16 protein-coding genes are annotated in these 13,481 nt (G+C 38.9%); 12 read left to right on the top strand and 4 right to left on the bottom strand.

Going from position 1 to position 13,481, the window contains the following annotated elements; genetic code table 11:
• Positions 1-59: 59 nt before the first annotated feature.
• The 3 genes from BrL25_RS26150 to BrL25_RS24785 all read right to left on the bottom strand — a co-directional run bounded on the left by BrL25_RS26150 (position 60) and on the right by BrL25_RS24785 (position 1,207).
• Positions 60-560, bottom strand: a complete 501-nt coding sequence (locus tag BrL25_RS26150; RefSeq protein WP_018671222.1) for a recombinase family protein — start codon at positions 558-560, stop codon at positions 60-62.
• A 41-nt stretch (positions 561-601) separates the two neighbouring features.
• Positions 602-820, bottom strand: a complete 219-nt coding sequence (locus tag BrL25_RS26145; RefSeq protein WP_018671221.1) for a recombinase family protein — start codon at positions 818-820, stop codon at positions 602-604.
• Positions 821-991: 171 nt separating this feature from the next.
• Positions 992-1,207: a hypothetical protein gene (locus BrL25_RS24785; protein WP_018671220.1), complete on the bottom strand. Its 216-nt coding sequence runs from the start codon at positions 1,205-1,207 to the stop codon at positions 992-994.
• 141 nt (positions 1,208-1,348) lie between these two features.
• Here BrL25_RS24785 and BrL25_RS10035 point away from each other — a divergent pair, with 141 nt between their 5' ends.
• Both BrL25_RS10035 and BrL25_RS10030 read left to right on the top strand, forming a co-directional pair.
• Entirely contained in the window at positions 1,349-2,056 is a 708-nt protein-coding gene (locus tag BrL25_RS10035; RefSeq protein ID WP_018671219.1) for a hypothetical protein, read from the top strand.
• A 571-nt stretch (positions 2,057-2,627) separates the two neighbouring features.
• Complete coding sequence (locus BrL25_RS10030; RefSeq protein ID WP_018671217.1) at positions 2,628-3,221, top strand: hypothetical protein; 594 nt, start codon at positions 2,628-2,630, stop codon at positions 3,219-3,221.
• A 20-nt stretch (positions 3,222-3,241) separates the two neighbouring features.
• Here BrL25_RS10030 and BrL25_RS10025 read toward each other — a convergent pair whose 3' ends face one another.
• Positions 3,242-3,703, bottom strand: a complete 462-nt coding sequence (locus BrL25_RS10025; protein WP_018671216.1) for a VanZ family protein — start codon at positions 3,701-3,703, stop codon at positions 3,242-3,244.
• A gap of 573 nt (positions 3,704-4,276) precedes the next feature.
• Here BrL25_RS10025 and ychF point away from each other — a divergent pair.
• The 10 genes from ychF to BrL25_RS09975 all read left to right on the top strand — a co-directional run bounded on the left by ychF (position 4,277) and on the right by BrL25_RS09975 (position 13,402).
• A complete protein-coding gene (gene ychF / locus BrL25_RS10020) occupies positions 4,277-5,377 on the top strand; it encodes a redox-regulated ATPase YchF (RefSeq protein ID WP_018671215.1) in 1,101 nt (366 codons plus the stop codon).
• A gap of 139 nt (positions 5,378-5,516) precedes the next feature.
• Entirely contained in the window at positions 5,517-5,804 is a 288-nt protein-coding gene (rpsF, locus tag BrL25_RS10015) for a 30S ribosomal protein S6 (RefSeq protein WP_018671214.1), read from the top strand.
• A gap of 24 nt (positions 5,805-5,828) precedes the next feature.
• Positions 5,829-6,296 carry a single-stranded DNA-binding protein gene (gene ssb, locus BrL25_RS10010; RefSeq protein WP_003334008.1) on the top strand — a complete coding sequence of 156 codons (468 nt, stop codon included), beginning with the start codon at positions 5,829-5,831 and terminating at the stop codon, positions 6,294-6,296.
• A gap of 52 nt (positions 6,297-6,348) precedes the next feature.
• Positions 6,349-6,579, top strand: coding sequence for a 30S ribosomal protein S18 (gene rpsR, locus BrL25_RS10005; protein WP_018671213.1), 231 nt, complete (start codon positions 6,349-6,351; stop codon positions 6,577-6,579).
• Positions 6,580-6,654: 75 nt separating this feature from the next.
• Positions 6,655-7,635, top strand: a complete 981-nt coding sequence (locus tag BrL25_RS10000) for a DUF2232 domain-containing protein (protein ID WP_018671212.1) — start codon at positions 6,655-6,657, stop codon at positions 7,633-7,635.
• Positions 7,636-7,650: 15 nt separating this feature from the next.
• Positions 7,651-9,588, top strand: a complete 1,938-nt coding sequence (locus tag BrL25_RS09995; RefSeq protein WP_099327244.1) for a DHH family phosphoesterase — start codon at positions 7,651-7,653, stop codon at positions 9,586-9,588.
• Positions 9,589-9,603: 15 nt separating this feature from the next.
• Positions 9,604-10,047: a 50S ribosomal protein L9 gene (rplI, locus tag BrL25_RS09990; protein ID WP_018671210.1), complete on the top strand. Its 444-nt coding sequence runs from the start codon at positions 9,604-9,606 to the stop codon at positions 10,045-10,047.
• 28 nt (positions 10,048-10,075) lie between these two features.
• Positions 10,076-11,422 carry a replicative DNA helicase gene (gene dnaB, locus BrL25_RS09985; protein WP_018671209.1) on the top strand — a complete coding sequence of 449 codons (1,347 nt, stop codon included), beginning with the start codon at positions 10,076-10,078 and terminating at the stop codon, positions 11,420-11,422.
• Between the two features lie 308 nt (positions 11,423-11,730).
• Complete coding sequence (locus BrL25_RS09980; RefSeq protein ID WP_018671208.1) at positions 11,731-13,017, top strand: adenylosuccinate synthase; 1,287 nt, start codon at positions 11,731-11,733, stop codon at positions 13,015-13,017.
• 175 nt (positions 13,018-13,192) lie between these two features.
• Positions 13,193-13,402: a hypothetical protein gene (locus BrL25_RS09975; RefSeq protein WP_018671207.1), complete on the top strand. Its 210-nt coding sequence runs from the start codon at positions 13,193-13,195 to the stop codon at positions 13,400-13,402.
• The last annotated feature ends 79 nt before the right edge of the window (positions 13,403-13,481 follow it).

Below are 13,481 nucleotides of genomic sequence, written 5' to 3'. Positions count from 1 at the left end.
ACAGCTTCGAATGTTTCTTTAGATAAAATAGGTTCGAGGTGGTCATAGTGCCGTATCCATTACTCTTCCGGAACAGGGACTACCTTTTTCCCCTTAGTAGTCGTCTTATTCCAAACAAAAGTTCCAATTAGTGTCTCTCTACGTAATAACTCTCTAATTACTCGGTCATACCATTGAGAGCCAGACTTGGTTGGAATGCCACGTTCGTTTAGAGATACAGCTATTCGACGGCTACCTATACCCTGGAGGACCATCTCTGCCATTTCTTGTACAACGGCTGCTTCCTCAGGATTGACTACGTACATTTTGTCCACAATATCGTAACCATAGCAAGCGCGTGATATAGCTTTACCTTTACGTTGATCCATAAACTTAGCCATATGAACCACATTGTCTTTGACTCGCTCTGCATTACGCTCACGTTCAAATTCTGCGAAAACCCCTAGTAACTGTGAGACCATTCGATCAACCGGTGTACTGGTGTCAAATGACTCTGTAGAGGACTTAAAATGACAATCATATTTATCAAGTTCCTCAATGAAACTGAGTAAGTCAATCAAACGCCTCGTCAGACGGTCTATTTTCGTCGTGACGACGATTTCTATTCTTTTAGCCCCCTAATAAAAATATCCCCCATCATTCTTTGGAACTCAGGAGGGGTCGTTGTCTTGGCGCTATAGCCATCATCTATGTATAGGGTGTAATCTTTCCATCCATTAGCTTTGCAGTAAGCTACAAGGCGTTCCTGTTGTTCTTCAAGCGAAATGCCTTCCTTGGCTTGTTCATCTGTAGAAACACGAATGTATATCGCTACTTTCATACTGCTGCACCTCCTGACGTATTCGTTAAATAGTTTACAAGATATAGACTCTTAATCCATTTAATATATTGAGTCACTATGTTGGATGAATAAGAAAAAGACCGCCTACAATAGTATTAGGCGATCTCAGTCATAAAAAGTATACGTAAATTTGTAGTTTGGACTATTTTTTTACTTAGGCTCCTTCTTGATAAAGAAAGAGAGCAGAATTATTACGGCACTTATCGCCAATTCCCAGTAAAAAAGCGTATAGAAAGAATCTAAATGATGCGTGATGAAGGAATTAGTTATCTTAGCCTCTGCTAACTCGTAGTATTCTGCCCAAATCATAGCTAAAAATAAATGAGTGAACGCTCCGAAAAGAAAAGCAATACCTACTTTAAACATGGATTTGCTACCTCCTAAATACATATGGTTCAACCTGACAATTGAATATATTTAAAATACTACAATCAATATAGAATATCCAATAATTGTATGCTATTATATAAAATGTTTAAATTTTACAACAATGGAGGAATAAGTATCATGAAAAGGCTAGCAGCGTTATCCTTAGTGGCTGTACTATCTATCGGAGTCACCATTCCTTGGACAAGTACCAATGTCCAAGCAAATGATTTACCTGTTTCATTAAGTGATAGCAGTATCATACCAGATAAGATTGAATACATCACAAGCGAAAAGGGACAGACAGTACCTGTTATTTATATTGATGACCCTGAAAAGGCACAAAAATTTATGGAGCAAAATGGATTTACAAAAGAAACTCTCATCAGGGAACAAAATACTAACAACGATAAAAAAAGTAAAGGTATCCAACCATCATTAATGGATACATACGAATTTGCTGAATATGTTGGAACTATAAAATTTGATTATAAAGTTGACTACACTGAAAATAGAACAAAAAAGGATTTTGAATGGGTTCGGGTGGTTGAAAGGGATTCGTACTCTAAGACATCAATTAAAGTAGGAGGGGAATTTAAAAAGGCTTTCGCAGCTGAAGTGGGTAAAGAATGGTCTAACAAGGAAGTCTATAAAGACACCTTCACTGTGAATATTCCCCCAAGCAAACAAGGGGAAATTTGGACTTGGAATAACGCCAAAGTGTATAAGTTCAAAGAAATCGGTCTGACACGCACAGATCTTTTCACTGCAACTTTAGCAACTGATAATTTTGGTAATAGTATCGTGATATCAAAATTTAGAAACCCGCATGGCAATATTCCTAGATAGTTAGAATAAAAAAGCGCACCTCAAGGGTGCGTTTTTTATGTTGCAATCTTAATAGTTTAGAGAGAGTTTCCTCGAAAACGCTTTTTTTTATTTCTAGCAACCTGCTTGGATTTTTTTGATTAACTGTTATAATTTTCTTGTTACAATAGATCGGTTGTAGGGCTTCAAGTATTTCTTTTCTTTATTTTTCAATTCGTTTTTTTGAATTAACTAAATCCTCGTCAGTAATTAATTCTTTCTCCCAAGCTTCAATTTGTCTTTGTGATCGTTTTTCCATGTTCTCTAGTCGAGCCTCTAATTCTTCTTGCAGCGCCTCAGTTGATTTTCTTTTTACGACTTTAGCAGAGTAATCAAATGATTCCGTAAGAGCTTTAATTCGTTACATAGTTTACAAGATATAAACTTTTAATCCAATTCAATAAGTTATCAAGGTATCAACTATTTGTATTTAGAAGTAATAAATGGAAATAGAATAAAAATTTGCTGTATATTGGGAATTAATTTACAAATATTGTAATTATTGAATATAATTAATTGAAAAAAAATATTCTATTTCAAGGGGTTGCTTATTTTGAAAAAGGTGTTTAAAAGTATCATTGCTTTATCTTGCTTAGCATCGATTTTAACTATTCCGACAGTCAGCTTTGCATTTGAAGAGAAAACAAAGAGCGGGCTAGAAATAAGCGAAAATAGTATTCGTTTGTCAACGCATATTGCTACAGAAGTAGAATTAGAAAAAGCTAGAGAGGCAAAAGCAAGAGCAGGTGAAGAAGTAGAAGATAATATTACTGAATTTGCTAGTGCAGACGAAGCTTTGTTAGAGGAAGTTGTTACAGCATTCTGGCAAATGGACTATAATTTAGATTTTAAATTTAAAAAAGAAGATGTTGCTACAGATAAGTTTACTTTAGAATCTGGCTACAATAGTATTTATATTTACACAAATACCGATACACCAGACACCGATTTACCTCACTTTACTATGGAGCTTTATCGTGTGGGTGGAATTTCAGAGAGCTATATTGGGAGAGTAAAAATGAAATTAAACGGTTCTGATTCCGATGAATTTATAAATATAGGACCTGGTAAGTACTATTTCTTATTAAGTAAAGGTAACGATGGTACTACAGCAAAAGGTAATATTGTAATCGTCGCTCGAAAATAAATTAAGAAAAAGCCGGCTGCTTAAAGTTGCAGTCGGCTTTCTTTGTGAGATTCATTAGTTTTAAACAAGATTTCTTTAAGAGAAAACAAGCCTTTAACAAATACGAATCCTATCACACCACCTATTACATTAAGTATGATATCATCGATTTCAAAGAAACCAGCCTGAGATACTATTTTAACTGAATTCATTAAAAAGCTGAGGGTTAGGGTAAACAAGAAAGTTCTTAACATGTTGTTTATTGAGCTAAATAACAGAGGTATAAGAATCCCAATAGGAATGTAAAGTAGGATTTTTCCTAGTAATTCATAGCGATTAAATGTTTCAAAGTGGGTAATGAAATCTATGATTTTTTCAAACGGAATCAATCTTATCTCAAAGTACTGGCTATGCAAACGCTCTGTATTTAGAAAAATATACAGTAGATAAAGGGGCAGGAAAAAGAAAAACATATTATACAAGATTGTATTCTTTTTAATCATCGTAATAGAACGCCTCCTTAACGTAGTTAATTAAAAAACAAATCTTACATATCAGGGAAAGTATACCAAAAAACAAATGCAATTCCAATTAGAGGAAATAGTTATATTAAGCAGTATATCATTTTTCTTAGAAGCTTTAATTTTGCATTTGTTGGGCCATTTGGTTTTTAAAAATTTGCTGTTATAAATTTCTTAATACAATAGATCGGTGCTCCTCGTTGGCGGTCGGCTCATCCCCAAAAGGAAGGGGGTGAGAGCATGGTAATTACTCACGAAACACTTTCTTTAATGATCCAGTTTGGCAGTACGCTTGTGTAGAACTAAGGAGCATAACTTAGAGAGTAAAAAAAGAAATGGAAAAGGTGTGCCATTACTGCTGTACATTTTTAAAGAAACTCTATTAATAAAGACGACTTTTATAAGTTATTAAAGGAATATGAACAAACAATTTAAGTTCTTATTGTGGGAACTCTTTCTATTAAAGATTGGAAGCGGTTATGATTGTATTATAACCAGTAAGTCTTTATACTAGAGAGCATGTTCTATTTCGGAAAATAAGGAGTGTATATATATATGGGTTCGAGCGTTGGAATTGTAGGTCTTCCGAATGTTGGTAAATCTACCTTATTTAATGCGATTACACAAGCGGGTGCTGAATCTGCAAACTATCCTTTCTGTACCATTGATCCTAACGTTGGTATCGTTGAAGTACCTGATCAACGTTTAAACAAATTAACAGAGATCGTTGTTCCAAACAAAGTTGTACCTACCGCTTTTGAATTCGTGGATATTGCTGGTTTGGTTAAAGGAGCGAGCAAAGGGGAAGGATTGGGGAACCAATTTTTGGCCCATATTCGTGAAGTAGATGCGATTGCACAGGTGGTACGTTGTTTTGAAGATCAGAACATTGTACACGTTGCAGGTAAGGTAGATCCACTAAGCGATATCGAAACCATTAATTTGGAATTGGTATTTGCTGACTTAGATTCTGTTGCTCGCCGGATTGACCGTATGGGGCGCAAAGCGAAGTCAGGGGATAAAGAGGCAAAAGTAGAGCTTGAGGTATTAGAAAAATTAAAAGCCGCTTTTGAAGAAGGTCAAGCAGCACGTGGCGTTGAGCTAACAGAAGATGAGCTTAAAATCATTCGTGACCTGCACCTGTTGACAATTAAACCAATGCTGTATGTTTGTAATGTAGCGGAAGACGGCATTCATACTGCTGACGAGAATCCACATGTACAAGCAGTTCGCAAGCATGCTGAAGCTGAAGGCGCTGAAGTAGTCATTATCAGTGCTAAAGTAGAATCTGAAATTGCTGAATTGGAAGGCGAAGACAAGGAAATGTTCCTAGAAGAGCTAGGCCTGCAAGAATCAGGTCTTGATCGCTTGATCCGCGCTGCTTATTCCTTGCTTGGTTTGATTACGTATTTCACCGCTGGGGTTCAAGAGGTACGCGCATGGACGATTCGTCAAGAAACTAAGGCTCCTCAAGCTGCTGGTGTTATTCATACAGACTTTGAGCGTGGATTTATTCGTGCTGAAGTAGTGGCTTATAATGATTTAGTAGAGGCGGGCAATGTGAATGCTGCTCGTGAAAAAGGGAAATATCGCTTGGAAGGTAAAGAATACGTGGTAAAAGATGGCGACGTTATTCATTTCCGTTTCAACGTGTAATCTCTTGATTTGTCCCTAATGGTTTGTTATAATGCTTAAATGCGAGTATGGAAATGGGTGCCTCTAGTAGGTTTCATTAGCACTCGCTCCTTGTCCTTTTTTTAAAAGGGCCGCTAGTCCAAAAGGAGGTGAAGAAGGTATGCGTCAATATGAAGTAATGTACGTATTGCGTCCAGACCTTGAAGAAGAGAAAGTGAAAGCGAATGTAGCTCGTTATAGCGAAGTCGTGACTAACAATGGTGGAGAAATCACCAAGCTTCAAGAAATGGGTAAGCGTCGTCTTGCTTATGAAATCCAAAAGTTCAAGGATGGTTTCTACGTTTTGATGAACTTTAAAGCTAACGCTGAAGTTGTTACTGAAACTGAGCGTTTGATGAAAATTAACGACGACGTTATTCGTTTCCTTTTCGTAAGAGAAGATCAATAATCGTTGTCGCGGGGAGGGAGTCTTATGCTAAATCGTGTTATTCTAATTGGAAACTTAACAAAGGACCCTGAATTGCGTTATACGCCCAATGGTGTTGCGGTAACGACCTTTACCTTAGCGATAAATCGTCCTTATTCTGGAGCCGGTGGCGAAAAGGAAACGGACTTTATCAATATTGTAGCATGGCGTCAATTGGCCGATCTTTGTGCAAACTATCTCCGTAAAGGTAGAAAAGCTGCCGTAGAAGGTCGTTTACAAACCAGAAGCTATGATAATAAAGAGGGTAAAAGAGTGTACGTAACAGAAGTTGTTGCAGATAACGTGCAGTTCCTAAGCTCACGTGAAGCGAGTGAAGGAAACACCGGCTATGACCCTGGTCCAAGCTATGGTGGTACACGTCCGGCTTCCAAAGGTAATAACGATTCATTTAATGACCCCTTCGCCGATTCTGGAAAGCCGATTAACATCTCAGATGATGATTTGCCTTTCTAGTTAAGTTCTAGATCGTATGTAAACTATCATAACTTGAAAAGGAGGGACTCTCATGGCACGTAAAGGACGTCCTAATAAACGCCGTAAAGTTTGCTACTTTACTGTTAATAAGATTAAAAAGATCGATTATAAAGACACTGATCTTCTTAAGAAGTTCATCAGTGAGCGTGGTAAAATCTTACCTCGTCGTGTAACTGGTACTTCTGCTAAATACCAACGTAGATTGACAATCGCTATTAAACGCGCTCGTCAAGTAGCGTTGCTGCCATATACGGCTGAATAGAATCAATAAAGTCAAAGGGGGGCACAGAGCGTGGCCCCTCTTTTTCCATATTTATAAGAGGGGAGTCGCTCCTTTTTGCCTAATCGAACAAAACAACTAGCAGAAAGTGCTTTGTTACTGGGAATTGCAGGCGTATTTCTCTTTTTAGGCCTGACAACTCCTCTATCTGGCGTATTCTCTTTCTTGTTGCCTATTCCGTTCATTATTTTAGCGATGAGACGTACAGGTAAACAAATGATTATCGTATCGATAGCATTTGCTGTGCTTGGACTGATCATTAGCTCGATTATTGGTATTATTTTTGCACTATCTTCCGTACTGTTGGGCTGGGCGATGGGCTATGCGTACAAGAATACCAATCGAGCATTTCCAGGTATTTTTGCAGGTTCTATTGTTAAAGCGCTGTCTTATGTATTTTTAGTGTATGTCTCATCGAAGCTTATAGGTATTGATATTGTTCAGCAGTTTCATCAAGGTAAAGAGATGGTATTAAATAATCAGCAGCTTTTAGAGCTAAGACCTCCAGAGTATACTGTAGAGGCATGGAAAAAATTGATAACGGATATATTTGAGATGATGACCATCCTGTTGCCGTTTATCATTATGTTTGGTAGCTTTGTATCTACCACGATTATTCATTGGATTGCACGACTAATTTGTAAAAGACTGTCCATTAAAATTCCAGCTTTGCCACCTATACGAGAATGGCAGTTACCGAGATCACTTCTCTTTTTTTATGTGGTAACGTTGCTGTTCATGCTCTTCAATAGAAATACAATGGGTCAAACGACGAGTGGTTCTTTGTTATTTAACTTATTTTATGCTCTACAATTCCTCTTTTTCATTCAGGGGTTAGGGTTTGTAGCATTCGTTGTTGATAAATATAAGAGCAAATGGCGCTTCCCATATGTCTTTGCTGGAGTATTTATTTTTCTCATCCTAGCTACTATACTTACTATAGGCGGGGTAGTATTATTGTTGGCTACCGTATTAGGATTCGTGGGATTGCTTGATTTGGGCATACGATTACGTACAAGACTTGAGAGTAGAAAGTGAAGAGGAGCTGAGTAAATGCCCAAGTTCCTGTTTAAACGTTGGTATGGCTTACATATGGTTTTAGCTTTAAGTTTTAGCTTAGTGCTTGTCGCCATCTTGACGTTATATCACTGGATATATGGCGCGATAGGGATAGTGTGCATTATCGGTCTCATATTAGCCACGCTTCAAATTGAAAAGAGATTTCAGCAAGACTTAAAAATGTATATTGCCACTATTAATCATCGAGTTAAGAAGGCAAGCGAGGGCGTATTACAGGAAATGCCCATTGGGATACTGCTGTTTAATGAGGATCGAGAAGTTGAGTGGACGAATCCTTATATGCAACAAATGACCAATATGGATAATTTGATCGGAAAAGAATTAGCTGAAGTATTTCCTGCGCTTGAATGGAAAGCAGAACAGAAGAAACTGGATTTTACCTTTGGTGAGCGAATTTATGAGGTATTAATTCGCCCTGAAGAACGTTTACTGTATTTTACTGATGTAACTGAATATAAAGAGCTAGCTATTCGGTATCAGCAAGAAAAAATTATTGTGGGTATCATTCATTTAGATAATCTTGATGAGTTGGGGCAGGTAATGGACGACCAAAGCCGTACATTGCTTACGACCAGTGTATCTGGTGTGATACTCGAATGGGCGCAGAAGCATGGGATTTTACTTCGTCGCATGAGTTCTGATAAGTTTTTAGCGGTTATGGATCGCGCTACCTTAGATCGGTTAGAGGAAACACGTTTTGATATCCTGGATGTCGTACGCGAAATGACAGCAGACAACAAGATTCCTATTACGTTATCCATTGGGGTAGGTGCAGCAATGCCAAGCCTAGTGGAAGTGGGCAAGAATGCTCAGTCCAGTCTGGATATTGCTCTTGGACGCGGTGGTGACCAAGCAGCAGTGAAAGTTGGAAACAAATTAACCTTCTATGGTGGTAAGTCGAATGCCGTTGAAAAACGGACGCGTGTTCGTGCGCGGGTTATTGCCCATGCGCTACGTGATTTAATCCACGAAGCTGAGCAAGTTATTGTCATGGGACATAAAAATGCCGATATGGATTCTATCGGTGCTTGTCTTGGTGTGATAAAAACCGTACAAATACACAACAAACCAGGTTTTATCGTGTTAGACGAGGTTAATCCAGCGATTGAACGACTTATGAAGGAAGTGAATCAATCCCCGCTAACGGAAGCATTCATTTCACCAGATCAAGCCCTACAGATTGTTTCTTCAAGAACTTTATTAGTGATTGTAGATACACATCGTCCGTCACTTGTGATTGAATCCCGTCTGTTGCAAGAAACTAGCCGCATTGTGGTGATTGATCACCATCGACGTTCTGAGGAGTTTATTAATGATCCAGTTCTGTTATATTTGGAGCCATACGCTTCCTCTACAGCCGAGCTAGTCACTGAGCTTCTACAGTACCAGAATGATCGTGTCAGCCTGGATAGCGTGACTGCTACGGGACTATTAGCAGGGATTGTAGTAGACACCAAAAGCTTTGCATTCCGTACAGGTTCACGTACCTTTGAGGCAGCCTCTTTCTTGCGGAGGAATGGAGCCGATACAGCAATGGTGCAACGTTTCTTAAAAGAGGATATCCAGCAGTTTGTCAAACGTGCACGCGTAGTTATGAATACAGAGGTGTATCGTGACAAGATGGCAATTGCAGTGGGTGACCCTAAGGAAACCTACTCTCAGGTGCAGGTAGCACAAGCAGCAGAGGCTCTATTAACACTTGAAGGAGTCCAGGCTTCGTTTGTCATTGCTATGCGAGCTGATGAAGTAGTTTTAATTAGTGCCCGTTCCTTAGGTGATATAAATGTACAGTCAATCATGGAAAAAATGGGTGGAGGCGGTCATTTAAATGGGGCTGCTACTCAGATGAAAGATATTGCCATTCCTGATGCTGTACGATTGTTAAAAGATGTTATAGATACAGAATTGTAAAGGAGGACGTTTCAAATGAAAGTAATCTTTTTGAAGGACGTAAAAGGACAAGGTAAAAAAGGTGAAATCAAGGAATTGTCTGAGGGCTATGTTCGCAATTTCTTACTGCCAAGAGGCTTAGTTAAAGAAGCAACAGATGGAAATGTTAAGAATTTAGAGGCGCAAAAAAAGAGCGAAGATAAAAGAAAAGAGCAAGAAAAATTAGAAGCCCAACAATTGGCTGAGAAAATGAATGAAATGACCGTTAAAATAAAAGGGAAAGCCGGTGAGGGCGGACGTCTTTTTGGAGCAATTTCCAGCAAGCAGGTAGTAGAAGCGTTGGAAGAGCAATTTAACGTAAAAGTGGATAAACGTAAATTAGATATGGAGCCTATTCGTTCCTTAGGTGTTACACAAGTAAAAACAAAGCTACATCACGATGTTGTAGCGATTTTAAAAGTGCATGTAGTAGAAGAGTAAAATTTGAACAGAAGTTGAGGGGTGTGAAGTGAGCGATTTATATTTGGACCGAGTGCCGCCGCAAAATATAGAGGCGGAAGAATCGGTGTTGGGTGCGATTTTCTTATCCAAAGAAGCGCTTATTACTGCGATGGAACTCCTTCGCCCAGAAGACTTCTATAAAACTTCTCACCAGCGTATCTTCAATACTATGCTTGCTCTTTATGAAAGAGGCGAGCCGGTTGACCTTGTAACCGTTACAGCAGATTTACAGGATCAAAAGGTCTTGGAAGAAACGGGTGGTGTTGTCTATTTAACATCTCTCGCTAGCTCTGTTCCTACAGCAGCTAATATTGAGTATTATGCCAAAATCGTAGAAGAGAAATCATTACTTCGTCGATTAATCCGTACAGCAACTAAAATTGCTAATGATGGTTACTCACGTGAAGATGAAGTAGGCGAAATCATTGCAGATGCGGAAAAATATATCCTAGAGATCGCACAAAACCGCAATAGCGGAGGATTTATTCCTATTCGTGATGCTTTGATGGAAACCTATGAACGTATTGAGTTTTTGAGCCAAAGAAAAGGCGATATAACAGGTATTCCATCTGGTTATCCTGATTTAGATAAAATGACGGCTGGTTTTCAACGGTCTGACCTGATTATTTTAGCTGCCCGTCCTTCTGTAGGTAAAACAGCGTTTGCTTTGAATGTGGCGCAGAACGTTGCTGCAAGGGCGAATGAAACAGTAGCTATCTTTTCTCTCGAGATGTCAGCATCTCAGCTTGTTCAACGTATGATTTGTGCGGAAGGTAACTTAGATGCTTCCCGTATGCGCTCTGGTGGATTGGAAGAAGATGATTGGCAAAAGCTAACGATGGCGATCGGTACTTTAGCTAAGGCCCCCGTCTATATTGATGATACACCAGGTATAACTGTACAGGATATTCGTGCGAAATGCAGACGTCTTCAAACGGAAAAAGGATTAGGACTCATTCTAATTGACTACTTGCAGTTAATTCAGGGCCGAGGAAAAGGTGACAACCGTCAGCAAGAAGTATCTGAGATCTCTCGTACGTTAAAAGGGATTGCTCGTGAGCTAAACGTACCTATCATTGCTTTGTCACAGTTAAGCCGTTCTGTTGAGCAACGACAAGATAAACGTCCAATGATGTCAGATATCCGTGAATCAGGTTCAATTGAGCAGGATGCTGATATTGTTGCCTTCCTATATCGTGATGACTACTACGATAAGGAAACGGAAGCGAAAAATATTATCGAGATTATTATTGCCAAACAACGTAATGGTCCTACGGGAACCGTTGAGCTTGTTTTCTTAAAGGAATTCAATAAATTCGTCAGCCTAGACCATCGTTATCGAGAAGTAGGGTAACAAACAAAAGCCATCTTCCATTCGAGAAGATGGCTTTTATTGTGTTGTATCGGGATAGAAAATACATATTTCTTGTTTTTACTAGGCACAACAAGAGCTTATTACCGCCATTTTTTCTTTTTTTGGCATATACTAAGAAAAATAGGTAAAAGGACAGGGGAACTTGCTCCTTTTTGGCATAGAATGAATATGTATTTACGAACATATAGTAATAAGGATTATAAAATGTTCGTGATTTGATTGACATCTGGGCTTTGCTTTAGTAAAATGAGTTTGTTTTTCTGATTATTAATCAGGAGGTGTGTTCATTGTCAACAGTCGTGGTTGTAGGAACCCAATGGGGCGATGAAGGAAAAGGAAAAATTACAGATTATTTGGCAGAAACAGCAGAGGTAGTAGCACGTTACCAAGGAGGTAACAATGCTGGTCATACAATTATTTTTGATGGGAATAAATACAAGCTTCACTTGATTCCATCCGGGATCTTTTATAAGGATAAAATCTGCGTAATTGGAAACGGTATGGTTATTGATCCTAAGGCATTGGTAGCAGAGCTAGATTATCTGCACGGTCATGGGTTCACTACTAACAATTTAAAAATTAGCGATCGTGCTCATGTTATTCTACCGTATCATATTAAGCTAGATGGAGTAGAAGAAGAGAGCAGAGGCCAAAACAAAATCGGTACAACTCGTAAAGGTATCGGTCCTGCTTACATGGATAAAGCAGCACGTATTGGTATTCGTATCGCTGATTTGATGGACAAAGAAGAGTTTAAAGAGAAATTAGCTCGGAATCTGATAGAAAAAAATCGCATTCTTGAAAAGCTATATAACGAAGAAGGCTTTAAACTAGAAGATATCTATGAAGAATATCTGAAGTATGCTGAAATCATTCGTCCATACGTAGCTGATACATCGGTTGTGTTAAATGATGTTATTGATAACGGAAACCGTGTCCTTTTTGAAGGAGCTCAAGGGGTATTACTTGATATTGACCAAGGTACTTATCCATATGTGACATCGTCAAATCCGATCGCGGGTGGAGTTACCATCGGTTCTGGTGTAGGACCATCCAAAATTAATCAAGTAATTGGTGTGGCGAAAGCATATACAACACGTGTAGGGGACGGTCCATTCCCAACAGAATTACATGATGCAACAGGTGATCACATCCGTGAGGTAGGATTTGAATTTGGTACAACAACAGGAAGACCTCGCCGTATCGGCTGGTTTGATACTGTTGTGGTTCGTCATGCCCGTCGCGTGAGTGGTATCACTGGTTTAGCAATTACGAAGCTAGATACACTGTCTGGCATAGACAAACTTCGAATTTGTACGGCTTATAAGTACAAAGGTGAGATTTTAAATGAATTCCCAGCAAGCCTAAAGGTACTGGCTGAATGTGAACCAGTATATGAAGAGCTTGAGGGTTGGAGTGAAGATATTACGGGCATTCGTGATTTAAATGAACTGCCGGCTACTGCTCGTCACTATATCGAGCGCATCACACAGCTAACAGGGGTACCTATGTCCATCTTCTCCGTTGGACCTGATCGTGAACAAACAAACGTAGTAAGAGGCATTTACGTATAGTTTCTTCCCAAAATAAAAAAGCGGTTCTTATGCTAGTAAATAGCATAGAGCCGCTTTTTTATATACGGAAATAAGGATTTTCTTCCTCTACAAAAAAATTATTTTGGGACAGTCACCAGTACCCACCATCTGGGCATATCGTATCGTATACCAAATGAAAACGGGGTGCTTGATAATGGGATTCGATCAAAGAGCGATGACATTGGTTGGCAAAGACGTGGAAGTTAAAATGTTTAATGGTGTAATCATCAGCGGAACCATGACCCATGTAAGCAAGGGATATGTTTGCTTCGTACTTGGCAAAAGAGAAGATGACACAAACAAAAAGAAAGAAATTCGTAGATTATCTATCCGTGACATTACTTCAATGGTAGCTATTAACTAGGTTATGCAGGATTCATGAACAGTAGAATAGCAGGGGATAACGATTGAAATGGAAATGAAACGCAATGAACCACTAAATT

The sequence above is a fragment of the Brevibacillus laterosporus DSM 25 genome (assembly GCF_002706795.1).
Taxonomy (GTDB): domain Bacteria; phylum Bacillota; class Bacilli; order Brevibacillales; family Brevibacillaceae; genus Brevibacillus_B; species Brevibacillus_B laterosporus.
The sequence above is the reverse complement of the archived record's forward strand: the minus strand, read 5'-3'. Positions and strand labels throughout refer to the sequence as shown.

What these genes read in the sequence shown, in the direction of transcription:
- BrL25_RS26145 (WP_018671221.1), bottom strand. Translation starts at nt 820, where the DNA reads ATGAAAGTAGCGATATACATTCGTGTTTCTACAGATGAACAAGCCAAG.
- BrL25_RS24785 (WP_018671220.1), bottom strand. Translation starts at nt 1,207, where the DNA reads ATGTTTAAAGTAGGTATTGCTTTTCTTTTCGGAGCGTTCACTCATTTA.
- BrL25_RS10035 (WP_018671219.1), top strand. Translation starts at nt 1,349, where the DNA reads ATGAAAAGGCTAGCAGCGTTATCCTTAGTGGCTGTACTATCTATCGGA.
- BrL25_RS10025 (WP_018671216.1), bottom strand. Translation starts at nt 3,703, where the DNA reads ATGATTAAAAAGAATACAATCTTGTATAATATGTTTTTCTTTTTCCTG.
- ychF (WP_018671215.1), top strand. Translation starts at nt 4,277, where the DNA reads ATGGGTTCGAGCGTTGGAATTGTAGGTCTTCCGAATGTTGGTAAATCT.
- rpsF (WP_018671214.1), top strand. Translation starts at nt 5,517, where the DNA reads ATGCGTCAATATGAAGTAATGTACGTATTGCGTCCAGACCTTGAAGAA.
- ssb (WP_003334008.1), top strand. Translation starts at nt 5,829, where the DNA reads ATGCTAAATCGTGTTATTCTAATTGGAAACTTAACAAAGGACCCTGAA.
- rpsR (WP_018671213.1), top strand. Translation starts at nt 6,349, where the DNA reads ATGGCACGTAAAGGACGTCCTAATAAACGCCGTAAAGTTTGCTACTTT.
- BrL25_RS09995 (WP_099327244.1), top strand. Translation starts at nt 7,651, where the DNA reads ATGCCCAAGTTCCTGTTTAAACGTTGGTATGGCTTACATATGGTTTTA.
- rplI (WP_018671210.1), top strand. Translation starts at nt 9,604, where the DNA reads ATGAAAGTAATCTTTTTGAAGGACGTAAAAGGACAAGGTAAAAAAGGT.
- BrL25_RS09975 (WP_018671207.1), top strand. Translation starts at nt 13,193, where the DNA reads ATGGGATTCGATCAAAGAGCGATGACATTGGTTGGCAAAGACGTGGAA.